Source organism: Alteromonas sp. K632G, from assembly GCF_017653625.1.
Lineage (GTDB): Bacteria > Pseudomonadota > Gammaproteobacteria > Enterobacterales > Alteromonadaceae > Alteromonas > Alteromonas naphthalenivorans.
Window position 1 is genome coordinate 82,999 of the sequence record NZ_JAGGDM010000005.1, and the last position, 25,709, is coordinate 108,707.

Genomic DNA, 25,709 nt, shown 5'->3' on the forward strand with positions numbered 1-25,709 from the left:
TTACTCCTGCACCAAAAACTGGGTTAAGGGGCTAGAAGGCTGGGCTTCTTGATGAGTAATAGGCATGCCGGCTTCATAAGCTTTACGGCCTATTTCAACGGCTTTAGAAAAAGCGCTCGCCATGGCAACAGGATTGCTTGCAGTAGCAATAGCTGTGTTCACCAACACAGCATCAGCGCCCATTTCCATGGCCGCCATGGCTTCGCTAGGCTTACCAATGCCCGCATCAACAATAACGGGTACATTCGCTTGTTCAATAATAATGCGCAAAAAAGGCGCGGTTTGTAACCCTTGATTGGTGCCAATAGGTGCGCCTAATGGCATAACCGCTGCGCAGCCCACTTCTTCTAACCGCTTACAAAGCACAGGGTCGGCATGGCAATAAGGCAACACATTGAAGCCTTTTTTCACTATTACTTCGGCGGCACGTAGAGTTTCGATAGGATCTGGTAAAAGGTGCTGTTGGTCAGGGTGTATTTCTAACTTTATCCATGGCGAACCGAGCACTTCATAGGCTAACTCAGCAGCAAAAATGGCTTCTTGTGCGTTTTTGGCGCCAGAGGTGTTCGGTAATAGCGTAACGTCTAATTCTCTTAAAAGTGCTAAGGAATTATCATGCTCAATATGCGCAGAAAGCCGCTTCATGGCTAAGGTTACTATAGTGCTTTTGGCACTTTTTACGCTGCGTTTCATTATGCTTGGCGAGCTAAATTTACCCGTGCCCATTAATAGGCGAGATGAAAAAGTTTGATTCGCTAAGGTAAGCATTTACCCTCCTGCTACAAGCGTGAAAATATCAAGCTTATCGTTGTTTTGTAAGTGGATTTCATCCCAAAGCGGCTTGGCCAAAATAGTGCCGTTTTTAGCCACAGCCACACCGTTTTGGCTTATGTCTTGGCCTATGTTTTGGTCTGTTAGAAAAGCTAACACTGACGTGTTTGGGGCGCAGCTCATCTGTGCATCATTTAATAAAATAGTTATAAAGGACATTGGCATACCTCGCAGTGTTCAAAGGCCGGAAGTGAAAAAGACTGAAACTGCGCAGTGGCCACATTCATAATGTGGTATTGCCCCCACGTAATATTTGTCTTCGGATTCGCCATGTACAGCAATGCTTGTGTGGCTTGAAAGCATGCTGCCATGCCTACCACAGGGCCTAAAATACCTTGACTGATGCAGTCTTCTTGTACCCTTGTGTGCGCAAGTAGGCATGCGTAGCAGCCACTGTTTTTTTCACTCAATTGCAGGTTTATCGCTTGCCAGCTGTACTGGCTGGCGGCAGCAATAAAAAGTGCTGTGCGCTGGTTAACACAAGCGGCATTAATGGCTTTTCGGGTAGTGATGTTGTCGCTGCAATCCAGCACGCAATGGGCACCGGATATCAATGAGACTAAGTTACTGCTATTTGCTTGAACCTCGGCCAGTTCAATTTGGGTGTTTGGGTTTACAAGGCGCAATTGGGCATAGCTAGCTTGGGTTTTGTGCTGGCCGATATGGTCTTGGTTGAACAGCACTTGCCGATGAATATTACTTTTATCCACAGTGTCGTTATCTACCAGCAATACTTTGCCAATACCTGCACCTACCAAGTAACGCGCAACCAAGGAGCCCAGCCCACCTAGCCCGATGATAACCGCATAAGCGTGTTTAAGGCGCGCTTGCCCTTTTTCGTCAATGTCATCTAGCATCAACTGGCGACTATAGCGGCTGATGTCATCGGCAGATAAGTGCACATTATTCATAGCTAAGGCCGTGTTGAACTGATGCGCCAGGCTCGGCAATTCTGTCTCCCCTGTCTTCGCCAATATTTTCGGCAATATATTCGCCATTATCTTCGGCATCATTCATCCGCCTTAACAAGTCGTGAAATGCCGCAGCGGGATCCGCTGCTTGTGTAACGGCTCGCACAACGGCAATACCCGACACGCCAGTACTGGCTACCGTGTTAATTCGTGACAAATTAATACCGCCAATGGCCACCGTAGGGATATCTGCACAAAGCCGAACGTAACGTGAAAGGCGATCGAGCCCTTGTGGTTTGGACGGCATGTCTTTTGTGGTGGTGGGAAAGATATGACCGAGTGCAATGTAAGAGGGGCTTAGCCTTTTAATGCGTTGAAGCTCACAGTAACCGTGGGTAGAAACACCCAACCTAAGCCCTGCACGGGAAATGGCCTGTAAATTCGCCGTTTCGAGATCTTCTTGCCCCAAATGTACGCCGTAGGCACCATGCTTGATGGCTAATTCCCAGTCATCGTTAATAAATAACTGACAAGGTGTGTTCTTTACTACCTCTACAGCCTTCGCTATTTGTATCGACTTGGAATCTTCAGTGCCAAATTTTATTCTCAATTGAATAATCGCGGCGCCTGCTTTTACCAGTACCTCCAATTGCGATACATCGCTAACCACTGGGTATATCCCTAGTGATGTGTCGGTTAATTTAGGAAATTGCATCGGGGTTTTGTGCCAAACAGGGTCATTTTCACCATAGCGGACAGAAGGATAGTGTACCGGCGTTAAAGGAAAGCCAACTAAACCTGCGCAATGAATTTGGTCGGCAGAACAGACAGAACTGCTTGAAAATACCGACGCGTTACGCACTTTATGCAGGTATGCATTAGCAAGGGTTAGCGCATCTTGAATATCATAATCACTTGCCACAAAACCGGCTAATGCACTGGAAAACATGCAACCTGTGCCTCTAAGGTTACCCATGTTGTCTCGGGGTTGTTGGAAAATTCGAATCGCCTGCGCTGACACGAAAGTATCAATTGCTGTACTTTGCCAGTGGGCGTGGCCGCCTTTAACGTAAACAGCTTGAGCCCCACGGGCAATAAGCGCTTGTGCCGCGGCTAATAGAGACTTTTCACAGTGCACAGGCCAGCCGGTTAACTGTGCTAACTCTTTCACGTTAGGGGTTACAACATCCACAGTCGCAATAAGCGTATCAATACTATGTTGGCTGAGTTCACCTAAAACGCCTCCTGACGAACTTACCAATACAGGATCCCAAACGACAAAACAGTTAGCGGTTTTATACTGTTTTATTTTTACTACATGCTCACACAAAAATAGGGCTTGAACAGAGTTTGCAATAGCGCCAATCTTTATTGCCCTAGGTGGAAGGTCGCTTTCGAGTGCTTGCCATTGTTCATTGAGTGTATCGATACTTAGCGCGGATGCGCTTCGCATTATCGAATGTGATTGGTTTGCGACCTGGGTGGTTAATACGCATGCATGCACATTTATATCAGCAAGGGTAATGGCGTCGCGGGTTATACCCGCGCCTCCACTTGTATCTATGCCACCAATAGCCCATACAACGGGTTCCTCGCTCATGGCTTGTGTTGCTTTAAATAAGCCTCTTGTTGTTTCTATCACGGCAGCTGCACCTTGGTATCGGCACCGTGATATAGCGCAGCTCCAGAGTTATTAAAGGCGGTAGCCATGTCTTGCATGCCTTTTTCTTGCAGTGCTTTTTCTTGAAGAGCACTGTCTTGTTGCGCAGCTTCCTGATTAGCTTTGGCTACATCTCGCACTTCTTGAGAAATTTTCATAGAGCAAAACTTGGGGCCGCACATAGAACAAAAATGTGCCACTTTACCCGAGGCCTTGGGCAGGGTTTCATCGTGATAAGCGCGGGCGGTATGGGGGTCTAATGCGAGGTTGAACTGGTCTTCCCAACGAAACTCAAAACGGGCTTTCGACATGGCGTTATCGCGAATTTGCGCACCGGGGTGGCCTTTCGCTAAGTCGGCAGCATGTGCCGCAATTTTGTAGGTAATTAGCCCCTGCTTAACATCTTCTTTGTTGGGCAAACCCAAATGCTCTTTAGGGGTAACATAACAAAGCATGGCGCAGCCGTACCAACCTATCATAGCGGCACCAATTCCAGACGTGAAGTGGTCATAACCTGGCGCGATATCAGTAGTTAGGGGGCCTAATGTGTAAAAAGGCGCTTCATGGCAATGGGTTAACTGCTCTTCCATATTGGCTTTGATCATGTGCATTGGCACATGCCCTGGGCCTTCAATCATAACCTGAACATCGTATTCCCAGGCTATTTTAGTCAGCTCACCTAAGGTGCGAAGTTCAGAGAACTGGGCTTCATCATTGGCATCGGCCACACTGCCTGGGCGTAATCCATCACCTAAAGAAAGCGACACATCGTAGGCGGCGCAAATTTTACAAATATCGCGGAATCGTTCATACAAAAAGCTTTGCTTGTGATGGCTTAAGCACCACTTGGCCATAATCGAGCCGCCACGGGACACAATACCCGTTACCCGGTTTGCGGTAAGCGGTACGTATTCAAGCAATACGCCTGCGTGAATGGTGAAGTAGTCTACCCCTTGTTCGGCTTGCTCAATAAGGGTGTCTTTAAATAGCTCCCACGTAAGGTCTTCGGCTACGCCGTTTACTTTCTCAAGCGCCTGATAAATGGGAACGGTGCCTAACGGAATAGGGCTGTTGCGAAGCAGCCATTCGCGTGTTTCGTGAATGTTGCGGCCGGTGGATAAATCCATAAGCGTATCGGCGCCCCAGCGGGTAGACCACACTAGCTTTTCTACTTCCTCTTCAATAGACGAGGTGACCGCTGAATTACCAATATTGGCGTTAATTTTGACTAAAAAATTGCGGCCAATGATCATAGGTTCTAGTTCAGGGTGATTTATGTTCGCGGGAATAATCGCGCGACCAGCTGCCACTTCTTGGCGAACAAATTCAGGGGTAATGTTTGAAGGCAGGTTAGCCCCGAAGTGCTCGCCTTTGTGTTGATTGCTTAGCGGGCTGTCTTTTAGTGCGTCGCGGCCCATGTTTTCGCGAATGGCAATGTATTCCATTTCGGGCGTTATAATACCTTGGCGAGCGTAATGCAGTTGGGTTACATTTTTACCTTCTAGGGCTTTGCGTGGTTTCAGCGTGCGCGTGAAACGAAAATCTTCAGTGACAATATCTTGCTCACGTTGCTTCGCGAAGTGCGACGATACCCCTTCAAGCTGGTACGTGTTTTCGCGGGCTTTAATCCAGTTTTCTCGTAGCGGCGCCAACCCTTTTTGCACGTTAATGGTAACGTCTGGGTCGCCGTAAGGGCCGGAAGTATCGTAAACCCCAATGGGTGGGTTACTTTCAAATATAGGCTTTTCTTCGGTGCCGCCAATTAAGCTGTCGTGCTGGTGAATCAGTCGCATGGCAACGTTAATATCGTCGCGGCTGCCTTTTTCGTAGTGACGAGTAGAATTAGGGTAGGCCTCACCGGCCAATTGATTAATAAAGTCTTGCGCCTGTTGGCGCTGTTCGCGTCGAGTCGACATAGCATTTTCGCCTGTTAGTTTAGGTTATAAAATGCTTGTCAGGAGTGGAGGAGAGAATACAAAGTGCGCAAAAGCATGACCAGTATTGCATGCAAAATCCTGAAGGACAAATTCATGCCATACCACATAGTTTAACTTTTACTATTTACGACTTACCACTTTGTACTTTCTTGTTCCCTTCGCAGGTATTAGCCTGATCAGGTTCAACGGATCCCGCTTTCGCGGTCTCAGCTCACTGGATTAATTCAGTTGAGCACTCCGACAAGTAACTGTAATCAGTATAAAGCGAAAGAAAATAAAATTTCAAGCCTTGTTTTAGCGTGGTAGGGGAAGCGTGTTAGCCGTAAAAAGCTGTTTGAAGTTTATCAAGCAACACACCCTTCTGCTGAGGGCGCTAGTGGATTATTTTGAAGTCGTTTCTGATTGTCTAGTATGCTGGTTGAACAAGTTTTGTGCATTGGTCAAACGAGAAACGATATGCTCAAACTCATCAGGAACTGTAAAAAACATTTTTCCAGAGATAGCTTCTACATGATCTTGATTGACTGCGTGTAATCTTTCACCATCAGGAATTAGTCGCAATCCACCGCTTAAAATAGCTTCAAAATCGACGCCTGGAGTGGACCACCTGTGCTTTTTCATTTCGATAACAGCCTGCATAGCCTCAGTTGTTGCAAGCGGGTCTGCAAATTTGTTTTGTAGTAAACAATCAACATCATACCAATGACGAGCCAACCTGACAGGGTTTGGCTCTTTTGTTTGTGTAGAAAATTGATGAAGAGCCGTTAGTTTTTCCCATAATATGTAATCCTGTTGGAAAGCTTTAACATTGGCTCTGGGTAATTCCAAGTTACTCAAATCTGGACATTGATATAAATAAGTCTCGACATTCAAAGTTTCCGTAGGTTTTCCTCTGTTACGACCGCCAAATTCTAACAAAACATGATCGAGCTGGTAATCATTCGAGCCACGAGTGGTTCGTGGGAAGTGAATATCTATTTTTTCACCTCTGCTACCTGGCTCAATTTCAGCGTATAAACCTTCAATCTGGTACTTATCCAATTCTTGGTTTAGACCCACTAAAAATTCATTACTCCAGTCTTCCAATAGACTTTGTTGTTTATCTCTGAATTTTTTTGCTTGGCTTTTTGATGTGGTGCTTTGTTGCCATGCTTTCAATTCATCTTCTTCAGAGAGACCAGATAAGTCAGCCCAGTGAATTGAAAGATCGATGTCTTCAGAGAAACGCGAAATTGCACTCCAGCATTTACTTAAAGCGGTTCCACCTTTAAATGCAACTGATAGATTACCTAGTAATGACTCATCATAGAGTAATCTTAGTATCTCCGTTACCCAAATGTCTTTCTCTAAAAAGTTTGCAGGTAAGCCGACTGGGTGCTGTTGTGCGCCAATTGTGAATATATCAGTTAAATCTTTATAGTTTTTATTATCGGTATAAAGTTCAAATAAGTTCATGATGTCAAGGTCTGCTTTATGCTAGATAACTTGTTTTTCCAAGTCCTTAAGCTGCTGTTGTTGAGCAGTTTGTTTATCACTACCAATTTTTCTTCATGTGAAATATTGAGACGTTTGAGAGCTGTACTCAATTGTTGCATCGAAGTATGTTCAGGAGATACGAACATTAAACCGCGTAACAACTCTCCTTCAGGCCGATGCTGCCATCTAAGTTTGAAATTAGCAGTATGTTTGATCTGAACCTCTTCGTTCCCTACTTTAAATACACGTGAAGGGCCGGAACTCCAAAACACTGTTTTTAATGGAGCTTGAGTTTGTAGCCCTAATCGGTAGGCAGACTCTAGCCCCTGAGGAACCATCTTGTAGTGATTAGCCTTAGCCCAAGTTATAGCAACATCTTCAGCTTTAGCTGTAATTTTAATAGATGGGAGGGCCGCTAGTGGTTTCGGTCGAGAGTAGATCCCTTTTGCTACTCGAACAATTTCCCCCTCTTTTGTAAGCCTACTCATTGCCTTTTGGACAGCCGTAACAGAGCCTAGAGAATAAAATTTCTCTATTGTAAATGGTGTTCCTCGTTGCATACGAGATAACCTATTATTAACCAATGCGGATACGGACATATCTATTTAAATGCTGACAAATTTATTCTATGGTGAACCCATTGTATCCTACTATTTATGGTGTTTTCAAGGTTAATTATGTCAGGATTGACTGGTGTGACATGTTGCTATATATTCGCCCGGGAAAACACATTCTTAAGTTTTTGGTGGTTTATAAATTGTACTAATTTATATGCAGGCACGATACTATGAACCTGTTATCGGGCGGTTTTATTCGAATGATCTTGTTGGGTATACTGGTGAGGTAGATACGTTTAACAGGTACTTTTATGTCGCAAATAACCTTTTTAAATACACTGATCCGAATGGTGAGGAAAAATATTATAGGCAGGTAAAAGTGACGCCTTATGGAATTGCTAGTGAATTTCAAAGAAGAAGAAAAAAATGGATTTTAATATCCATTGTTTGCAGTTGTGTTTTTCTCCCTCTTCTATTTACCTTGGACAGTTTTGAGGGACAACGGCTGAGCATAGGAATTACTGTATTCACATTAAGTTTAATAGCTTGGGTTGTATTCACATTAACAGTTTATACTTGCCCGAAATGCGATACTGTGCCATTTACAATAGTTGCTCAGGGCGGAGTTGTATTAAATCCAGACAGTTGCCCCCTATGCAAAGCAATTTTAAAGCCGGAGAACTTATAAAGAGGAACATCAAACGTCTTAGGCAATTTAAACAAAACTTAATTATAAATCCAAAGCCTCGCACTCTGAAGTGACCCCCAGTAATTGGATAGTCCAACTATTAGGGGTCACTTCAATGAGCCCCGTCTTTCTTAGAAATTACGTCTTACCGTAACGCCGTAAGTGCGTGGTTTCGCATAAGAGATTTGTGATGTACCGTAGAAACCTGATACGTCAAAACCAATTAATTCGTGATCTGAATCGGTAAGGTTATCTACGTAAGCGGCTACGCTCCATAAATCTTCTTTGTCAGTCCAGGTAATGCGTGCATCGGCTTTGAAGTGGCTTTCAATGGTATGCGCCGTAAAGTTTCTCGCGTTGTGGAAAGATTCAGACTGGTATGAACCGCTGATTAGCGCTGCAATACTGCCGCTGTCTATATCCCATGTGTAGCGTACTAAACCTGATGATTGCCACTCAGGTGTGTAAGGGGGCGTGGTGTCTACAAATACGCCTGAAGCTACTTCTAAATCTTCTACCACAGCATCGGTGTAAGACACGCCGAACATGATGTCTAGTGCATCAATAGGGTTTAATAGTAGCTCAACTTCAGCACCGGTAAATTGCGCGTCTTCGTTGAACACTACGCCAGCATTATTCACCCACGAAAACGACTGATAATCAGAGTAATCATAGTAGAAAATACTACTGTTTAACTGTGCTTTACCGTCCATAAGGGTTAGCTTTGCGCCCGCTTCATAGGCAAGAAGTACTTCGGCGTCGTAGGTGCTAAAACTACCGCCTAAAGGCGCGTTGAAGTTACCTGCTTTTACGCCTCGGTTAATACCAGCATATAAAAGCGTATCTGAGTTTGGTTTATAATCTAACTGTAGCTTTGCAGACCACATGGTTTCATCATTATCCATGGCTACATCTACCAATGGATCAATGCCGTAATCTACTTCAATATCACGGTCTACCAAGTTGGCGTTTTGACGCAATTGGCCATCCATCGACTTATTTTCACGTACTAAACGTAAACCCGATACCAGCACGAGTTCGTCGGTTAAATCGTAGTCAATTTGCCCGAATACAGAGTAGGAGTCGGTATCAATGGTGGCTAACGTGTTTTGCTCTTCGCCGGCTAAATAACCGCCCGTTGGGCTTGCAGCTAGGCCTTGCAGGTAGTCGGTTTCAATGCTTAAGTAATAAAAACCTGCCACCCATTTGCTGTTCATAGTGTTGCCGCTTACGCGCAACTCTTCACTGAACTGGGTAATGTCGCCGTCTGATTGGAAAATCAATTCTGGTGAGGCGGTTTGATCTGAATCTAGGCCGATAACACGGGTAAAGTTTTTCCAGTCGGTCACCGAGGTAAAGGTGAAGTCGTCAAAATCATATTCATAGGTTGCCGCTAGGCCGCGTGACTTAATTTTGTTTTGATCTTCAAAGGCGAAGTCTTTATTTACTTTCTCACCGCTACCATCAGGGTCGATATTACCGTTAAAGTCACCGCCTTGAACTGGGCGCAACGGATCACCGTTAAAGTTACCGTCTACACAAGCGCCAGCTTGAATGGTGTCGCAGCCTAGAGGATCGTCAGCGGCGTAAATAACATCAATAACATTACCAGCAGCGTCTTTAACTTCTGTGGTATTAACTACCTGATAAGGGCCTTCACTTTTTGTGGTATCGGCCCAGTTTGCACTAACCAAAAGGTTAGAATTAGCGCTTAAGTCAAAGTTTAACTGTGCACGAAAAGCTTTGGTATCGTCGTTGTAACCGTCTTCGCCGCCACCAATACTTCCGGCACGGGTGTCGGGGGCCGCTTCATCTTCGTACACGTTCTCAAGGATGTTACCCATATGGTTCGCCATCACAGAGATACGGCCCGATACTTTATCGCTTAATGCGCCAGATACCGCACCTTCAAAGCGTTTTTGTTCGAAGCTAGCGAAAGTGAGTTCAGCGTAACCTTCCACTTCTTCAGTAGGTTTCGCTGTAATTGTATTTACCATACCGCCAGTGGCGTTACGGCCAAAAAGGGTGCCCTGTGGGCCTTTTAATATTTCAACACGGGCTATATCGAATAAACCGAATGTTTGCGCTTGTGTACTGGCTAAGTACCCGCCATCTACGTATACCGCAACAGGAGCTTCAGCAATGTCGGCGTAATCGTTTTGTACAACACCGCGAATGTTAAAGATGGCACGTTGACCACCAATATCACCGGCTAGGGATACACCTGGCGTAAACGCAATAAGATCAGTGCTGCTTTCAAAACCTAGTGACTCCATTTGCTCGCCACTAAATGCCGTTACCGCAATACTTACGTCGTTTATGTATTGCTCACGCTTTTGCGAAGTAACCGTAATTTTTTCAAGTACCACCGAATCTGCTGCTGCAGTGTATGAAGATTGAAGTGCTAATCCGATTGCTAAAGCGCATAGCGTCTGTTTCGATTTCATCATGTGTTCCCTTCTTGTTGTTGTTACATCTACAAACTACATAGAAGTATTTTTTTGTTTTTTATTTGATTAACTTTTGTTCTAACGAAACTAAAGGGGTTTTACCAAGGGGTAAATATTCATGTGTCGAAGTCATGTTTCATATTTATGAAACTAAGTGGCATTTACTTTCCTAAGTTTACAATATATTAACAATGTGGTGATTTAAGCGAAATTAGGTGGTTGGTGCTTAAATAGCTAATATATATAGGTAAAGTTTGTTTTTTATGGTGTTGGAACTGATTTAGGGTAAAGGGTTTATTGATATGGCTATAAGGAAAAGCGATAGCGTAGGGCGAAGTTTCAAGCAAATTAAATGACAATAATTTACGTGAAACTCACCCTTGGCTAGTCACCAAATTTATCGGAAGGCAGGGATAACTTCTTTGCCGTAACGGGTGATAATATTTTCTTCATCACCGTTGTCTAAATAGATATTAAATTGCGTGGTTCCGGCATTTTTAAGTGCCTGAATTTTAGTAATGTGATCTTCAGCTTCACCTAATACACAGAAGCTTTTTACGATGTCGTCGGTAATAAAGTCTAGGTAAGGGTTATCGCTTTGACCATGTTTTGAATAATCGTAGCCACGACGTTGTTCTATATAATCGGTTAAGCTTTTTGGTACTAAGCCTGAATCTGTACCGTATTTTTCTACAATATCAGCCACGTGATTACCTACCATGGCAGGGAACCATTTGGTTTTTTCAATACAGGTTTCCATGTCACCAAAGTATGCAGGTGCAGCCGCTTGAACTTTGAAGTCGCTCATGTCGCGCTCAACCTTGTTGCCTGCGTCTTGGCACTGTTGGCCAAACCATTGCACTAAATCTGGGTCGCCGATTTGAAGAATAACACCATCGCCATGCTCGCCAGCTACTGCTAGGGCTTTCGGGCCATAAGCGCCCACCCAAACTGGCAGTTCATAGCCTGTAGCCCAAGGGAATTTAACCGGCTTTTCGCATTCGCCGTACATCACTTCTTCTCCGCGCACCATGGCTTTCACTTTGTGAGTGAATTCGGTTAAGCGGGCTAGGTTAGCAGGCTTTTTACCCATTACGCGCATGGAAGAATCGCCACGGCCTAAACCAATGTCGAAACGGCCATTACTTTGCAACGCCAAGCTGGCGTACAAGCTTGCCGCTACCGACCAGTCACGTACGTTAGGGTTAGTCACACAGGGGCCAAAGCGCATTTTGGTGGTGTGCTCCATACACATAGCCATTGCCACGAAAGACTCGCGCCAAAGAATGTGTGAATCGTAAAACCAGCAATAATCGAAACCGGCTTCTTCGGCCATTTTTACTAATTTACGGGCACGATCTGGGCTAACAAAGCCTTTAAATGTAATACCAAATTCCATGAGTTCTTCCTCTGCTTTTTCTATTTTGTTTAATGCGTGTCTTTACTTAATTTTCTTTGCTTAATTTATTTGGCAGCTAATACCTAGTAGCTAATCACTAGCTGCTTACCTTGTTTTTCACGTCGCCGTTTTAATGATCGGGTGGGCAGATACGAATACCTGCATGGCTAAATGGCACTGCTTTGGATATGTTTAAGCGAATCAAAATGGGGGTGATGGCTTCAATACAGCGGGCACTTTCTGCTAGGCCAGCGTTGTAACTTTGAACACCTAAGTTATCTAGCAATGCTATGACTTTATTTTTGGCTTCAAGCTGATTACCGCAGACCAAAATGTCGCAGTTAATGCTTTGCTCAAGGTTGTTAAGGGTGACAGCAGATACATTATGTAGCGCACCTACCACGGCATAGTCATCGCCTAACAATGCTTGGGCAGATTCTGTGGCTGAGCCTTCTGGCGGCATGGCAACCGCTTTGGGGTTGTTCTCTGCCAGCGGTACAACAATATCGATAACGATTTTGTCGCGAAGCAATGGACGGATTGCATCTAAGGTCGCGTGATGCGCAGCCCAAGGTACTGAAATAATAACGAACTCATCCGCTGCCGATGTGGCTGCAATCGTATCTGTGCCACTGATGGTGCCCGTTGTGGCGGTACTTGCCGCTGCAATAGATTCTTGTAATGCTTGGGCTTTTTCTGCTGCCCGCTCACCATCTCGTGAACCAATAACGACGTCTATTCCCGCTAGGGCGAAGCGTTTCGCTAGCCCCGAACCTTGCGGGCCAGTGCCGCCTAAAATAGCAATCTTCATGCAAATAAATCCTCTTGGGTTGGTCTTAACAGGTCTGAGGCTTTACTGTCTGGGTTACTTTCCCATTCAAGCCCTTTGAATAAAATAACGGGACACTTACCTTGTTTACTCATCAGCAAGCCAGAAGCTGCAGCAAGTTCATCGGCAAGGGCAGGCGCTGTAACTTTTAGGGGGCGACCCCAAGCATCACATTCACCAAAAAGTGGGTTTAAGGCGGGCACATTCGCTACGCCAATGGCCACATTGGTTTGGCCTAATCGCCAAGGGCGGCCAAAGGTATCACTTATCACCACGCCAATACTGTGGGCTGGTGCGCCATAATATTTGCATAGACTTTCAGCAATTTCTCGCGCACTAGCGTCGGGATCTTTGGGGAGTAAAATTAACTCGCCTGGGTTATCGGTGTTCGACTCATCAACCGCTGCGTTAGCACTAATATGACCTAAACGATGTTCGGTAAGAATAATGCCTTCGTTAGCGCCAGGGTGTTTATGCACTTTTACCAAGCGGGTAGATTCCGATAAAATAACCGTAACTTTGCGAGGGTCTTTATTCACCTTTTCAGCCACGTCTATGGCCTCTTGCGTTGGGGTAATATCGTCAACATGGCAAACCGCGCCTTCAGCCTTCGATATGATTTTCTGGGCAATAACCAATACATCGCCTTCACATAAAACCTGTCGCTGTGCGGTAAGCTTCTCAATTATCAAGCCCACAAGATTGTCGCCTTCGCGGATATCCGGTAGGCCTTCAATTGTGTTGATGGTAAGTGCTCGCATACTTTCTACCTTAAGCAATCAAAGAGTCGATAACGTCATTCACGTGCCGAAGATCGTCTGGATGGTCGATGTCTTGACTTAGGTATTTGGGCTGTATCGTTACGCACTTTAAGCCTTTTTCTATAGCAGCTTGATGATGTTCATAAGAAGACGCTTTACCAAATGCAAAGTCGATGGCATTTGGTGGTGTTGTGCAAAGCGCGTTTGTGCCGCCATCATAGGCACTGCCAATAACTACAGAGGTGTCTCCTGAGGCTAGTGAGGTAATTGACGTTAGTTCGGTTGCATCCAACCGAGCGATATCGGCAGGCAAAATAAGCTGGTGGGTAAAGCCGTGAGACATACTCCACTCAGTAGCTTGGGCAAGCGCGGTATTTAAATTACTGCCTTTTTGCTCGAATATGACCTTGCAACCCAAGCTGGTGGCTAAATCGGCGATATAAAGTGACGGCGTTACTACCAGTTTCTGCCATTGAGGAAACGCACCGTTTAACGACATAACGGTTTTCTTAAACAGTTTGATTGCTAAGGCTTTACGCACACTGGCAGGTAAATGCGGTGACAAGCGCTGCTTACTAAACGCCGGGTCTTTCATTGGAATAACAACGCATAGTTTATGCACAAGGCACCTCCAGTTGATAAGCGGTGGCCGCCGAAATAACCTCTTCCATAAGGGTGACTTTGTCTTGGTCTGATTTCATTAGGGTTGACGTGCAATGCGCATGTAAGCCAAAGCTTTCGATGGTGTCTATGTCGCCATCATCTTGATTATCAATTACTAATACATCGCACAGGCCTTGGTAGAATTCAGCAATGCCTTTGTTGCCCGGCGTATAGCTCATTTGCTGTAGTAGCTTTTCAGCAGGGCCTTTTATTGCTTTTCCTCCTATAAGTGGCGATACCGCAATTTTCGTGGATTCACTTGCTGCTAGTGCATCGCGAATTTGTGGTATAGCAAGCATAGGTGCAATACTGAGCAACGGGTTGCTAGGGGCAAAAACAATGATGTCTGCAGCTTCTATGGCGGCTAATACTTCCGGTGTGGCAGAGGCGAACTCTGCACCTTTGTACGCTATATCAGTTACATCAGCTTCGCAGCGTTGATGTACAAAGTAAGTTTGAAAGTCTACCCAGCCGTTTTCGGTCTTGAGTCGGGTTTGCACGGTATCGTCGGTAGCTGGCAGCAAAGGTACGGTAATACCTAATCGGGTAGTAATTTGGCGCGTGATGGCCGTCATGCTAGTACCTTCTGCTCGCTTAGCACTTCTGAAAATATGGGTGGCAATATCCATGTCGCCCAAGTGCATCCACGTACTAGATCCAAACTGAGCAAGTCGCGACAATATGCGGCAGCTGTCGTTTTTAAGACCCCAGCCAGTGACTGGATTTACTTCGTTCGCCAACGTGTAGGTGAGCGTGTCTAGGTCAGGCGACACCCATAAATTATGAAACTCGTCGTCATCACCCACATTGCCAATAATGGTTAGGTTATCTTTGTAGTCTGATTGATACAGGCCCTTTGCGGCTTTTGCACCGCCTACGCCGCCTGCGAATAACACTATGTTCTTCATGCGCTTACCTTCACGGGAATGTGAGATGCTGCGTTAAATGGACTAATGGCTGGCTTGGCAGTTTTAGATACTGGCTTGGCAACTTCTGAACCCACAAGCGCCTCTTGGTGAGCTGGCTTTTTGTCTCGGCCGTAGGGGGTAACTACGTCGTACGAGGTATTGCGCTGATGGGCGTTTAGCCCCGCACGCTGAATAAAGTTCACCATATCCCTAGGGACAATTTCCTGACCATGGCTAGCCCCTGCTGCACGAGAAATACTCTCGTTCATTAGCGTACCGCCTAAGTCGTTAGCGCCTGCGCGTAGCACTTTTGACGCCATATCTGGGCCCATTTTTACCCATGAGGCTTGAATATTATCGATATAGCCTTGTAACACTAATCGCGCAATGGCGTGCATTTTGAAATGCTCATCGGCAGTTGGGCCGGTTCTTACTTCGCTAGGGTTATTTTTGTAAAGGGGGCTGTCATTATGTATAAAGCCTAACGGAACAAATTCGGTAAAGCCGCCAGTCCGCGCTTGCATGTCACGCAATAAAATAAGATGAGCGGCCCAGTGCGATGGCCCATCTATATGTCCATACATAATGGTGGATGTGGTTGGTAAGCCAACGTTATGCGCAGTTTCGATGATTTTAAGCCAGTTTTCGGTGCTGAGTTTATTTTTAGTTAGCTTGCGCCTTACTTCGGTATCAAGAATTTCAGCAGCCGTACCTGGCATAGAAGCCAAGCCACGTTGTTTTAAGTCGGTTAATAATTCTGTATAGGTTTTGCGGCCTTTCATTGCGCCATACCAAATTTCAAAGGGCGAATAGGCATGAATATGAATATCGGGTACGGTAGATGACACCGTATCAAGTAAATCACCGTAAAAACCGGCAGGTAAGTCAGGATGCAAACCACCTTGAACACAAATTTCTGTTGCGCCGCGAGCGTGGGCTTCTTTGGCTCTAGCGGCCACTTGATGAGGGGCTAAAAACTCTGCATCGCCAGCGTTTTTATTCACCCCAAAATTACAAAACTGACAGCCCATATGGCATACGTTGGTAAAGTTAATATTACGAGTGATCACAAAGGATGCATCATTGCCGGTGCGCAGTTCACGCACAATGTCTGCGGTATGCAACAAGGCATCTGTTTCTGGCCCTTGGCAGTAAAACAAGGCTTCTGCTTCTTCGTGGTTAAGCATTTTACCTTCTAAAGCCCGCTGTAAAATATGTGCAATAGCAGGGCGAAGTTGGCTTAGCTTACTTTGAATAGGCGTATCGCTGTACGGTAAGGTGAAGTCGCCCGCTGGGGTTAGTTCGCAAGGTGAAACCGAGGTGATATTTTGCAGTATGTTACCCATGAGCAACTCCTTGAAAAGTGGTGTTATCTATACATTGCTCTACGGCAAGGCCGTCGTTGCGCCAAGCTGGCATAGCTTGATGCAACGCTTTGGTAACGTAACGTTCGCCAGCTTGTAGGTACTTTGGATATACCGTTAAACGCTCTTGCAATGCATAGCCTTGTTGCTCGCATGCAGTGGCTAATTCTGTAATTTGCGGCCAGCTACGTTCAGGGTTAATAAAATCTTTCGTTAACGGTGAAATGCCGCCCCAATCGTTAATGCCTGCCGCTATGTAATGAGGGTATTCTTGGGCTAGGTTAGGCGGCGCCTGCAGTGAAATAGCCGGGTCTAATATTAACCGTGCCATGGCCAATGTGCGGCGCATATCATCTAGGGTAGGCTCTGGTGCATTTGCCATGGCTGTACCGGCTTTTGCGCGAAAATTCTGAACAATGACTTCTTGAATATGGCCGTATTCTTGGTACAGGGTGTTAATCGCCATTAAGCTATCAACACGTTCTTCCCACGTTTCACCGATGCCAATAAGAATGCCGGTGGTGAAGGGAATATCTAGCTTTCCTGCGTCTTCCAACGTTTTTAAGCGAATACCTGGCACTTTGTCTGGACAGGCATAATGGGGTTGGCCCTTTTTCATCAAACGGTCGCTGGTGCACTCGAGCATCATACCCATGCTGCCGCTTACGTTTTTCAGCTGTTTCAGTTCGTTAAAGGTTAACGTTCCAGCATTCACATGGGGGATCATCAAGCTTTTATCCAGCACCATTTCACATACTTCGGTAAGATAATCCACCATGCTGGTATGGCCCAATGTGGCCAACCAATCTTTCGCGTAGCGATAACGTTTCTCAGGTTTTTCGCCCAAGCTAAACAATGCTTCTTTACACCCTTGCGCCTGACCTTTTAGCACGGAAGCTAACACCTGACTTGGGTTTAAGATATTGGCTTGCCCCGAATCTGGATGTTTTACAAACGTGCAATACCCACAGGTATCCCTACACATGTTTGTAAGTGGAATAAATATCTTTCGTGAGTACGTGAGGGTATTAGGCCAGTGCGTATCGCGAACGCCTGCAGCTTGTTCGCAAAGTGCATCTAGCTGTGCACCTGTAGCATGTTCAAGGGCAATGGCGTGTTGGCGCGATAGCATAATGGGCGTCTCCTGCAAGTAAGGTTAATGCACTAAATATTCAATTTAGGCTGTTGCTTTTTTAATCTTTATCATGGTTTTTACCAAATGGTAAAGAAAATATTTGCAGGTTTTTTTGGTGCGAAGTGTGTCTCAAAATAGAGCAAGTTGGGTGCGCTAGTAGGGAGTTGGGTAGGTTTTAATGCTTGGCTTAATTTTGCTAAATCTTATATATAACAATGGCTTAATTTGGTTTATTGCTGATGCTAAAGTAGGGGGAGTAGAAAGTAAAAGGCGCGCCTTTTCGATGAGGCGCGCCAGAAAAAGAAGGATAAATTAATTTTTATGCACTAGTGTTGTGCATCTAGGGCACTTAAAACGAAATTGCATAAAAATTCAGTGGCCTCGTTAAAGTCATCTTGTTCTAAAGACGGCTTACCTAACAGTAATTGAATTTGCGTTGAGAAGTCGGCATAGGTTTGCGTGGCAGCCCATATGGTAAAAAACAGATGCTTAGGATCGACAGGGCGAATATGGCCAGCGGCTATCCAGCGCTCAATAATTTTTACGTCTCGTTCAAACGCAGGCTTCAAATTTTCTATCAAATAGGTTTTCAGTACAGGTGCACCGTTAATAATTTCATGGGCGAATACTTTTGACCCATTGGGATAATCACGAGATAACTCGATTTTCTGCTGAATGTACTGACGAATGGTGCAGGCTGGTGAAGCCTCTGGGTCGTCGTTGAACTGCATTTTCTCAAGCCATAAATCAATCATGTTTTCTAGTACGGCTTGGTACAACTTATCTTTGCCTGGAAAGTAATACAAAATGAGCTGTTTAGAGATGCCGGCTTGTTGCGCAACTGCATCCATTGAAGAGCCAGCAAACCCTTTTTGTGCAAATACCTCTTCTGCGGCGCGTAGAATTCCGGCCTCTGTTTTTGCACGATTGGCCTGCGTCTTTGTAGGTTTTGTCATTTTTATTTCCTGTTACCGCTTCCATGTGGCCTTGTATAAATTTGCCACTTGTTCTTATTGTTCGTTCTCTTTACTGCTTACCTAAGCATTGAAAGCACAACCTTGAATGTCATAAAGTCAGTGTAATCGCTACGCTAAATAGCCATTGTTTCTTCCTTCCCATGTTCCTTGGCAAGGGCTTCTAAAAATAACTCAACCAAACGGGTGGGCTTAGGTGACTTACGATAGATGGCCGCGAATTCACAATGATAGGCGAAATTATTAGGTTCGATAGCGCGCATCTGGCCTTTTTTTACGAAAGATTCCGCATAATGATCAGGCAAGAAGCCTAAATAACAGCCCGAAGAAATCAGTGTGGCAATACCTTCCTGATCGTTCGCTACCGCCATTTTGTTGAGCCCTAAGGACATACTTTTATCCATATTTGGGCTGTGAAAGCTTAGCCCCGCATACTTAGCTTCGCATATTTCTTCTCGAGGAATGTCGCCAAGTTCAATGTAAAAGGGGTGTTTTCTTCCGCAGTACAGATGCATTTGCTCACCAAACAAGGGTAAGTAATTTAGGCTTGAAGACGAACGATGGGTAGGAATAATGCCAATATGATAGCGCCCATCCAATATGCCTTGCTCAATGGTATTAACCGGCACCACATGAATTTCTACATTCACATTAGGCGCCTGTTGCTGATAGGTGTAAATGGCTTCATTCACCTTGCACGCATCGTTCGACACGGTTTTATCGAACATGGCTACCACCACATTGCCCTGCAAATGCCGGTGCATGTCGTTAACTTCATTTCTAAAGTCTTGTAGAGACAGCAGTAAGCGTTGAGTCGATTCATAAATTCGCTTTCCTTCTTCGGTAAGCGAAAAGCCCCCACGGCCTCGATGACAAAGCACCATACCCAATCGAGTTTCTAAATCTTTTAAATGTCGGCTAATGGTAGAACGCCCAATATTGAGTTCTAGCTCGGCAGCAGAAAGGCCGCCAGCCTGCGCCACCACTATAAATACTCTTAATAAGCGAATGTCTGTATCTGATAGATTTCCAAGAATTGCGCGCATAGTTTCATGTTTATGAAAGTAAGATTTGAATATTTATAATTTATCGAACTTATGAGGCTGGGTAAAGTAGACCAAGTGAACAAATATCATAGGAAAACAATTATGACCCAGTGGGCTTCCAAGCTATCACAATCGCAAATGGATGCGTTGTGGATGCCTTACACTGCAAATCGCCAGTTTAAAGCATCGCCTAAAATGATTACCGGTGCACAAGGCAATTACCTCATTGATGACAATGGTCGCAAAATCTTTGATGGATTATCTGGGTTATGGACATGCGGCGCAGGGCATAACCGCCCTGAAATTGCCGAAGCAGTCGCGAAACAGTTAACAACGCTAGATTACGCGCCCGCCTTTCAGTATGGCCACAATTTGGCGTTTGAACTAGCCGACAGGCTAGCTAACATGGCGCCGGCCGACATCAATAAAGTGTTTTTCACTAACTCAGGTTCTGAAGCCGCTGATACATCGACCAAGATTGCTCGTGCCTATTGGCGCCAGCAAGGTCAGCCTACTAAAACCCGTATTATTGGTCGCGCGAAAGGCTATCACGGTGCAAGCTGGGGCGGCATTAGCTTTGGCGGCATTGGCGCAAACCGAAAAATGTGGGGGCCAGCCATGGAGTCTGATCACCTTTCACATACCTTGTTGCCGAACAATCAATTCTGCAAAGGCGCACCGAACTATGGTGAAGAGCTTGCTGATGAGCTTATCGAAATGGTGGCATTACATGATGCGTCGAATATTGCGGCAGTAATAGTTGAGCCAATGAGTGGTTCTGCTGGGGTTATCGTTCCACCAAAAGCCTATTTACGCCGCTTACGTGAACTGTGTAACCAGCACGATATTTTACTTATTTTCGATGAAGTGATTACGGGCTTTGGCCGCACAGGTAGCTTATTTGGCGCCGATGCGTTTGATGTAGTACCCGATATGATTAACGTGGCCAAGCAGATCACCAATGGCGCTGTTCCTATGGGCGCGGTATTGGCTCGCGAATTTATCTACGACACTGTGATTAACGCAGGCGGTGCCGACTACAACATTGAATTGCCACACGGTTACACCTACTCCGGCCACCCTGTTGCTTGCGCTGCAGCCATGGCTGCTCTTGATATTCTAGAACAAGAAAAGCTTGTTAGCCGGGTTGCCGAACTTAGTCCGTATTTTGAAGAGGCCGTGCATAGCTTAAAAGGCATGCCATTCGTGAGTGATATTCGAAACTTCGGATTTGCTGCAGGGTTTAGCATTGAAAGCTACCCAGGCGAACCGGCAAGGCGCCCGTATGAAATCGCTGACGCCATGTGGAAGAAAGGGTTTTACGTACGCTACGGCGGCGACACTATTCAGTTAGGCCTTCCGTTTACCACCGAAAAAGCGGAAATCGACACCTTAATTAACGCGATGCAAGACACCTTAATGGGCAAGTAGCCCTTTACCGTCTTATATCCACTTACGCAAAAAGAGATACAGATATGACTTCATTGGTAGGACACTTCATTCATGGCGAACACGTAGCGCCGCAAGATGGAAATTTGATTGATATCCACAACCCTTCTACTGGCGCGGTGTGCGGACAAGTAGAAATGGCGTCGTCGGCATTAGTACAAAAGGCGATAGATTCAGCAAAAGCGGCTTATCCAGCATGGCGTGCCACGCCACCAGCAAAGCGTGCACAGGTTATGTTTCGCTTAAAAGTATTGCTAGAGCAACACAGTGACAAAATTTGTGAACTGATTAGTGAAGAGCACGGCAAAGTGCTACACGATGCGAAAGGTGAGTTGCAGCGCGGTATTGAAAACGTTGAGTTCGCCTGTGGCATGCCTCAATTGCTAAAAGGTGAGCACAGCAAAGACGTGGGCCCGGGCATTGACGCGTGGAGTGAATTCCAGCCCCTAGGCGTAGTGACAGGTATTACGCCGTTTAACTTTCCGGCCATGGTACCTTTATGGATGTGGCCAAGCGCTATCATGTGTGGCAACACCTTCGTATTAAAGCCATCTGAAAAAGATCCTTCCAGCGCTTTATACATTGCGGCTCTTGCGGCTGAAGCAGGCTTGCCGCCGGGCGTGCTAAATGTAGTAAACGGCGACAAAGCTGCCGTTGACCACTTATTAGAAGACCCAACGATTCAAGCGGTAAGTTTTGTAGGTTCAACGCCTGTTGCCGAAGCTATTTATCAAAAAGCCAGTGCTAACGGTAAGCGCTGCCAAGCCTTAGGTGGCGCGAAAAACCACGCCATTGTTATGCCAGATGCCGATGTTGATAACGTTGTTAATGCACTCATGGGCGCTGCGTTTGGCTCATGCGGCGAACGCTGTATGGCGTTATCGGTTGTACTAGCGGTGGGTGATGAAATGGGTGATACCCTGCGTGACCGTTTGTCTGCACAAATCGAAACCTTAAAAGTGGGTGCGGGTAACGACAACAGTAATGACATGGGGCCGTTAATCAGTGCTCAACATTTCGATACCGTGAGTGGGTTCATCGACTCAGGTGTTAGCCAAGAAGCCGATTTAGTTAACGATGGTAGAAAGCTTAGTGTAGAAGGTTTTGAAGAAGGCTATTTCTTAGGAGCTACCTTGTTCGACAAGGTAAAACCTCACATGGAAATTTACCAAAAAGAGATTTTTGGCCCTGTACTTGTGATGCTACGTGTACCTGATATGCAGACCGCACTTGAGCTAATTAACGAGCATGAATACGGAAATGGTACCTGTATATTCACCCGCGATGGTGAAGCCGCGCGCTTCTTTATCGATCAGGTTCAAGTGGGCATGGTGGGTGTGAACGTACCGTTACCCGTGCCAGTGTCTTACCACAGCTTTGGTGGTTGGAAGCGCTCATTGTTTGGCGATTTACATGCTTACGGGCCGGACTCCGTACGTTTCTACACACGTAGAAAAGCCATTACGCAACGCTGGCCTTCAACGAATTTGCGTGAAGGCAGTCAATTTTCTTTCCCAAGCAATTAGTCATAAAGCTAGCGTTTAAACCGATGAAGTTCGCAAATCAGCGAACTTCGTTGGCCATTAAAAACCGGTGCAACGGCCGCTGGCATAGATGTTGAAAGTCCAAAATATAAGAATTTACCATTCGGTCAATTTTTACAATGTTATCGGCATTAATTAAGCGCCTAAAAATAGAACAGCGCATTAGACAAAAGAATAATCACGCCCTTTGCTTTAGGCGTCTCAGCAATAGTAGCGATACATAATAATGAGTGAACAATCAGTACAAAATCAAAGAGAAATTACATTTACCGTTTGGTAAATAAATTTATCAAGGTTGCACTCTTATAGTACGTTCGCTGAGCTAACTTGGGGCAAAGTGTTAATAGGAATAACCTTCCACCTGCGAGGACAAAACAATGGATAAGCTTAGAATTAACGGTCAAAGATTATGGGACAGCCTGATGGAAATGGGCGAGATTGGCGGCACTGAAAAAGGCGGATGTAACCGCTTGGCCGGCACAGATCTAGACAAGCAAGCTAGAGACTTGTTTTGCGCATGGTGTGAAGCCACTGGATGTGAGATTAAAGTAGATAAATTCGGGAATATATTCGCCAAACGCCCAGGTATTAATAACGAACTCCCTTCTGTTGCCACCGGCAGCCACTTAGATACTCAACCTACTGGTGGTAAGTTCGACGGCGTATTCGGTGTATTGTCAGGTGTTGAAGTACTTCGCACCCTACATGAAAATAATATTACTACCCCAACCCCCATTGAAGTTAGTGTGTGGACCAACGAAGAAGGCTCACGCTTTCAGCCTGCCATGCAAGGTTCTGGCGTATATGTAGGCCGTTTTGATTTACAACAAGAACTAGATAAAACCGACGTGAACGGTTTACGTTTAGGCGACGAATTAGCTCGCATAGGCTACTTGGGTGAAGAAGAGTTAGGTAGCCGTAATATAGGCGCCTTTTTTGAAGCCCATATTGAGCAAGGCCCAATATTAGAAGATGAAGAAAAGCGCATTGGTGTAGTACGTTTAGGCCAAGGTATTCGTTGGTACAACGTAGAAATACAAGGCCAAGAGTCTCATTCTGGCACCACGCCAATGCACTTACGCAAAGATGCCATGGTTGCCACAGGCAAAATTGTAGCGGAAATCGAATCGCTAGCTAACCGTTATGACAACGGCTTGGGCACCGTAGGTTTTATGCAGGTTTATCCAAATTCACGTAATACTATTCCTGGAAACGTGAAATTCAGCGCCGATTTACGTAATCCTAACCCCGACGTGTTGGCTACCATGCATGAAGAGTTCGTGGCCTACTGCGACGCGGTAGCCAAAGAGCGTAATTTAGAGATTACCGTGGATAACTTCTGGTACTTTGCGCCGGTCGAATTTAATGCCTCGGATGATGTGAAAGCCGCCACTGAAAACTTAGGGTATTCACACATGGATATCTACGCGGGCGCAGGTCACGATGCCTGTTATATGGCCGACCTAGTTCCTGCGGGCATGATTTTCACGCCTTGTGAAAATGGTATTAGCCACAACGAAATTGAATACTCTAGCCCTGAGCAATGTGAAGATGGCGCAAATGTGTTGCTTCATACCATGTTAACCGCCAGCAAGCGTATTGCTGAAGCCGCTGGTGCCCCTGTTACTGAAGACGAGGGAGCAAGCGTATGAGTTCAGAAATCAGTGAGGTCACACTTAGTAAATCGGTGACCGAGAGCGACTATTTTAACGAAGACCTTGCACCTACTAAGCTTTCTGAGCGTACGTGGGGTACGGGAAACATAGCGGCGCTATGGGTAGGTATGGCGGTGTGCGTACCTACTTACACCCTTGGCGGCGTGCTTACCAGCTACTTCGGTTTATCGGTGATGGAAGCCTTATTCACTATTTTGTTAGCAAACATAGTGGTACTTATTCCTCTTACGTTAAACGCCTTTCCTGGCACTAAGTTTGGTATTCCCTTTCCGGTGGTACTTCGTTCATCGTTTGGTGTGGTGGGCTCGAATATTCCCTGCTTAATTCGGGGTTTTGTAGCCTGCGGCTGGTTTGGTATTCAAACCATGTTTGGTGGCCTTGCCATCCATTTGTTTTTATCGTCGGTATCAGACGGCTGGGCCCAGCTTGGCGGTATGGGGGAAGTCATTGGCTTTTTTGCTTTTGGTGCGTTAAATGTCTTTATCGTAATTAAAGGGTCAGAGTCGATTAAATGGTTAGAAACCCTAGCTGCCCCGTTGCTCCTTATTGTAGGTGCAGGGCTTATTTGGTGGGCGAGTGATAAAGTATCGGTTACTGAGGTTTTAGCCACACCCGCAAGTCGCCCTGAAGATGCAGGCTTTTTCAGCTATTTCTTCGCCGGACTCACTGCCATGGTAGGTTTTTGGGCAACACTGTCGTTAAATATTCCTGATTTCAGTCGTTATGCTAAAAGCCAAAAAGCCCAAGTAACTGGGCAAATCATAGGCTTACCCCTCACCATGTTTATGTTTGCTGCCTTAGGGGTATTACTGACCTCTGCGTCAGTGACCTTAGTTGGTGAAACCGTATCCGATCCGGTAACGCTTATTGGTCATATTGATAGCCCGTTTTTTGTGGCAATCGCCATGCTACTTATTATTGTGGCTACCTTATCTACTAACACCGCCGCTAACGTAGTATCTCCCACCAACGATTTTCAAAACATAGCACCAAAATATATTAACCATACCCGCGGCGTTTTATTAACTGGCTTAGTAGGTGTGTTATTGATGAGTTGGGAGCTATTAAAGAAGGCCGGCATTATAGAGTCTGACGTTAGTGTAGAAAGCCTGTACTCAAATTGGTTGCTGGGTTATTCAAGCTTACTGGGCCCTATTGCGGGCATAATGATTGTTGATTACTTCCTGATTAGAAAACAAGAGCTAGATGTAGCCGCACTGTACACCAGCAGTGCCGCTTACCCGAAAGTGAATTGGGCTGGTTTTGTTGCTTTCTTAATTCCAGTTGGCATCACATTGTTAGCCATTACTGCAGATGTATTCACATGGTTTTATAACTATGGATGGTTTACCGGTTCTATTTCTGGCGCCATCATTTATTACTTTGCGGCGGGCAAGCTAGTTAACACCGTGAACACAAACGTTGGTGAGCTAGCAAAAGCCTCTTAATTT

At 45.5% G+C, this 25,709-nt stretch carries 22 protein-coding genes and 1 riboswitch; of the genes, 5 read left to right on the forward strand and 17 right to left on the reverse strand.

The window, feature by feature from the left end; translation table 11 throughout:
- The 7 genes from J5X92_RS06645 to J5X92_RS06675 form a co-directional block, all read right to left on the reverse strand.
- Entirely contained in the window at positions 1-768 is a 768-nt protein-coding gene (locus J5X92_RS06645; RefSeq protein WP_208805167.1) for a thiazole synthase, read from the reverse strand.
- Positions 769-990: a sulfur carrier protein ThiS gene (thiS, locus tag J5X92_RS06650; RefSeq protein WP_208805168.1), complete on the reverse strand. Its 222-nt coding sequence runs from the start codon at positions 988-990 to the stop codon at positions 769-771.
- Complete coding sequence (locus J5X92_RS06655) at positions 978-1,742, reverse strand: HesA/MoeB/ThiF family protein (RefSeq protein WP_208805169.1); 765 nt, start codon at positions 1,740-1,742, stop codon at positions 978-980. The genes thiS and J5X92_RS06655 overlap by 13 nt, the downstream gene beginning before the upstream one ends.
- Positions 1,735-3,384, reverse strand: a complete 1,650-nt coding sequence (gene thiE / locus J5X92_RS06660; RefSeq protein ID WP_348272386.1) for a thiamine phosphate synthase — start codon at positions 3,382-3,384, stop codon at positions 1,735-1,737. The genes J5X92_RS06655 and thiE overlap by 8 nt, the downstream gene beginning before the upstream one ends.
- Complete coding sequence (thiC, locus tag J5X92_RS06665; RefSeq protein ID WP_244360371.1) at positions 3,381-5,318, reverse strand: phosphomethylpyrimidine synthase ThiC; 1,938 nt, start codon at positions 5,316-5,318, stop codon at positions 3,381-3,383. The genes thiE and thiC overlap by 4 nt, the downstream gene beginning before the upstream one ends.
- A 157-nt stretch (positions 5,319-5,475) precedes the next feature.
- A riboswitch (TPP riboswitch) is annotated at positions 5,476-5,589 on the reverse strand.
- Between the two features lie 131 nt (positions 5,590-5,720).
- On the reverse strand, positions 5,721-6,794 hold the full coding sequence (locus J5X92_RS06670; RefSeq protein WP_126872684.1) for a nucleotidyl transferase AbiEii/AbiGii toxin family protein: 1,074 nt from the start codon (positions 6,792-6,794) through the stop codon (positions 5,721-5,723).
- Positions 6,791-7,414: a DUF6088 family protein gene (locus J5X92_RS06675; RefSeq protein ID WP_041452613.1), complete on the reverse strand. Its 624-nt coding sequence runs from the start codon at positions 7,412-7,414 to the stop codon at positions 6,791-6,793. The genes J5X92_RS06670 and J5X92_RS06675 overlap by 4 nt, the downstream gene beginning before the upstream one ends.
- A gap of 172 nt (positions 7,415-7,586) precedes the next feature.
- On the opposite strand from J5X92_RS06675, the gene J5X92_RS06680 reads away from it, so the two are divergent.
- Positions 7,587-8,060 carry an RHS repeat-associated core domain-containing protein gene (locus J5X92_RS06680; protein WP_208805170.1) on the forward strand — a complete coding sequence of 158 codons (474 nt, stop codon included), beginning with the start codon at positions 7,587-7,589 and terminating at the stop codon, positions 8,058-8,060.
- 131 nt (positions 8,061-8,191) lie between these two features.
- Here J5X92_RS06680 and J5X92_RS06685 read toward each other — a convergent pair whose 3' ends face one another.
- From J5X92_RS06685 to J5X92_RS06730, 10 genes are all read right to left on the reverse strand, one after another.
- The gene (locus J5X92_RS06685; protein WP_244360374.1) at positions 8,192-10,510 is read right to left on the reverse strand and encodes a TonB-dependent receptor; all 2,319 of its coding nucleotides are present in this window, start codon (positions 10,508-10,510) and stop codon (positions 8,192-8,194) included.
- A gap of 397 nt (positions 10,511-10,907) precedes the next feature.
- Positions 10,908-11,909: a TIGR03842 family LLM class F420-dependent oxidoreductase gene (locus J5X92_RS06690; RefSeq protein ID WP_013786089.1), complete on the reverse strand. Its 1,002-nt coding sequence runs from the start codon at positions 11,907-11,909 to the stop codon at positions 10,908-10,910.
- A 130-nt stretch (positions 11,910-12,039) separates the two neighbouring features.
- Entirely contained in the window at positions 12,040-12,720 is a 681-nt protein-coding gene (gene npdG / locus J5X92_RS06695; protein ID WP_126872683.1) for an NADPH-dependent F420 reductase, read from the reverse strand.
- The gene (gene cofE, locus J5X92_RS06700; protein ID WP_013786087.1) at positions 12,717-13,499 is read right to left on the reverse strand and encodes a coenzyme F420-0:L-glutamate ligase; all 783 of its coding nucleotides are present in this window, start codon (positions 13,497-13,499) and stop codon (positions 12,717-12,719) included. Before cofE ends, npdG begins: the two co-directional genes overlap by 4 nt.
- A 10-nt stretch (positions 13,500-13,509) precedes the next feature.
- On the reverse strand, positions 13,510-14,121 hold the full coding sequence (gene cofC, locus J5X92_RS06705) for a 2-phospho-L-lactate guanylyltransferase (protein ID WP_208805171.1): 612 nt from the start codon (positions 14,119-14,121) through the stop codon (positions 13,510-13,512).
- A complete protein-coding gene (gene cofD, locus J5X92_RS06710) occupies positions 14,114-15,070 on the reverse strand; it encodes a 2-phospho-L-lactate transferase (RefSeq protein ID WP_126872680.1) in 957 nt (318 codons plus the stop codon). The genes cofC and cofD overlap by 8 nt, the downstream gene beginning before the upstream one ends.
- On the reverse strand, positions 15,067-16,416 hold the full coding sequence (gene cofH / locus J5X92_RS06715) for a 5-amino-6-(D-ribitylamino)uracil--L-tyrosine 4-hydroxyphenyl transferase CofH (RefSeq protein WP_013786084.1): 1,350 nt from the start codon (positions 16,414-16,416) through the stop codon (positions 15,067-15,069). Before cofH ends, cofD begins: the two co-directional genes overlap by 4 nt.
- On the reverse strand, positions 16,409-17,566 hold the full coding sequence (cofG, locus tag J5X92_RS06720) for a 7,8-didemethyl-8-hydroxy-5-deazariboflavin synthase CofG (RefSeq protein ID WP_013786083.1): 1,158 nt from the start codon (positions 17,564-17,566) through the stop codon (positions 16,409-16,411). Before cofG ends, cofH begins: the two co-directional genes overlap by 8 nt.
- A gap of 329 nt (positions 17,567-17,895) precedes the next feature.
- A complete protein-coding gene (locus J5X92_RS06725) occupies positions 17,896-18,525 on the reverse strand; it encodes a TetR family transcriptional regulator C-terminal domain-containing protein (RefSeq protein ID WP_013786082.1) in 630 nt (209 codons plus the stop codon).
- Between the two features lie 134 nt (positions 18,526-18,659).
- The gene (locus tag J5X92_RS06730) at positions 18,660-19,589 is read right to left on the reverse strand and encodes a LysR family transcriptional regulator (protein WP_126872677.1); all 930 of its coding nucleotides are present in this window, start codon (positions 19,587-19,589) and stop codon (positions 18,660-18,662) included.
- A 102-nt stretch (positions 19,590-19,691) separates the two neighbouring features.
- Here J5X92_RS06730 and J5X92_RS06735 point away from each other — a divergent pair, with 102 nt between their 5' ends.
- From J5X92_RS06735 to J5X92_RS06750, 4 genes are all read left to right on the forward strand, one after another.
- Positions 19,692-21,020 carry an aspartate aminotransferase family protein gene (locus J5X92_RS06735; RefSeq protein WP_013786080.1) on the forward strand — a complete coding sequence of 443 codons (1,329 nt, stop codon included), beginning with the start codon at positions 19,692-19,694 and terminating at the stop codon, positions 21,018-21,020.
- 44 nt (positions 21,021-21,064) lie between these two features.
- Positions 21,065-22,564 (forward strand): CoA-acylating methylmalonate-semialdehyde dehydrogenase, encoded by a 1,500-nt coding sequence (locus J5X92_RS06740; protein WP_013786079.1) that lies wholly within the window; start codon positions 21,065-21,067, stop codon positions 22,562-22,564.
- A 395-nt stretch (positions 22,565-22,959) separates the two neighbouring features.
- Positions 22,960-24,234, forward strand: a complete 1,275-nt coding sequence (locus J5X92_RS06745; RefSeq protein WP_013786078.1) for a Zn-dependent hydrolase — start codon at positions 22,960-22,962, stop codon at positions 24,232-24,234.
- Positions 24,231-25,706, forward strand: a complete 1,476-nt coding sequence (locus J5X92_RS06750; RefSeq protein WP_013786077.1) for an NCS1 family nucleobase:cation symporter-1 — start codon at positions 24,231-24,233, stop codon at positions 25,704-25,706. Before J5X92_RS06745 ends, J5X92_RS06750 begins: the two co-directional genes overlap by 4 nt.
- Positions 25,707-25,709 lie beyond the last annotated feature (3 nt).

Bases quoted from the DNA above. Each gene is read 5' to 3' on its own strand.
- J5X92_RS06685 (WP_244360374.1), bottom strand. From the start codon at position 10,510: ATGATGAAATCGAAACAGACGCTATGCGCTTTAGCAATCGGATTAGCA.
- J5X92_RS06735 (WP_013786080.1), top strand. From the start codon at position 19,692: ATGACCCAGTGGGCTTCCAAGCTATCACAATCGCAAATGGATGCGTTG.
- J5X92_RS06670 (WP_126872684.1), bottom strand. From the start codon at position 6,794: ATGAACTTATTTGAACTTTATACCGATAATAAAAACTATAAAGATTTA.
- J5X92_RS06645 (WP_208805167.1), bottom strand. From the start codon at position 768: ATGCTTACCTTAGCGAATCAAACTTTTTCATCTCGCCTATTAATGGGC.
- J5X92_RS06675 (WP_041452613.1), bottom strand. From the start codon at position 7,414: ATGTCCGTATCCGCATTGGTTAATAATAGGTTATCTCGTATGCAACGA.
- cofE (WP_013786087.1), bottom strand. From the start codon at position 13,499: ATGCGAGCACTTACCATCAACACAATTGAAGGCCTACCGGATATCCGC.
- J5X92_RS06740 (WP_013786079.1), top strand. From the start codon at position 21,065: ATGACTTCATTGGTAGGACACTTCATTCATGGCGAACACGTAGCGCCG.
- J5X92_RS06730 (WP_126872677.1), bottom strand. From the start codon at position 19,589: ATGCGCGCAATTCTTGGAAATCTATCAGATACAGACATTCGCTTATTA.
- cofH (WP_013786084.1), bottom strand. From the start codon at position 16,416: ATGGGTAACATACTGCAAAATATCACCTCGGTTTCACCTTGCGAACTA.
- thiC (WP_244360371.1), bottom strand. From the start codon at position 5,318: ATGTCGACTCGACGCGAACAGCGCCAACAGGCGCAAGACTTTATTAAT.
- J5X92_RS06655 (WP_208805169.1), bottom strand. From the start codon at position 1,742: ATGAATAATGTGCACTTATCTGCCGATGACATCAGCCGCTATAGTCGC.
- J5X92_RS06745 (WP_013786078.1), top strand. From the start codon at position 22,960: ATGGATAAGCTTAGAATTAACGGTCAAAGATTATGGGACAGCCTGATG.
- npdG (WP_126872683.1), bottom strand. From the start codon at position 12,720: ATGAAGATTGCTATTTTAGGCGGCACTGGCCCGCAAGGTTCGGGGCTA.
- cofG (WP_013786083.1), bottom strand. From the start codon at position 17,566: ATGCTATCGCGCCAACACGCCATTGCCCTTGAACATGCTACAGGTGCA.
- J5X92_RS06725 (WP_013786082.1), bottom strand. From the start codon at position 18,525: ATGACAAAACCTACAAAGACGCAGGCCAATCGTGCAAAAACAGAGGCC.
- cofD (WP_126872680.1), bottom strand. From the start codon at position 15,070: ATGAAGAACATAGTGTTATTCGCAGGCGGCGTAGGCGGTGCAAAAGCC.
- J5X92_RS06690 (WP_013786089.1), bottom strand. From the start codon at position 11,909: ATGGAATTTGGTATTACATTTAAAGGCTTTGTTAGCCCAGATCGTGCC.
- J5X92_RS06750 (WP_013786077.1), top strand. From the start codon at position 24,231: ATGAGTTCAGAAATCAGTGAGGTCACACTTAGTAAATCGGTGACCGAG.
- thiS (WP_208805168.1), bottom strand. From the start codon at position 990: ATGTCCTTTATAACTATTTTATTAAATGATGCACAGATGAGCTGCGCC.
- J5X92_RS06680 (WP_208805170.1), top strand. From the start codon at position 7,587: ATGCAGGCACGATACTATGAACCTGTTATCGGGCGGTTTTATTCGAAT.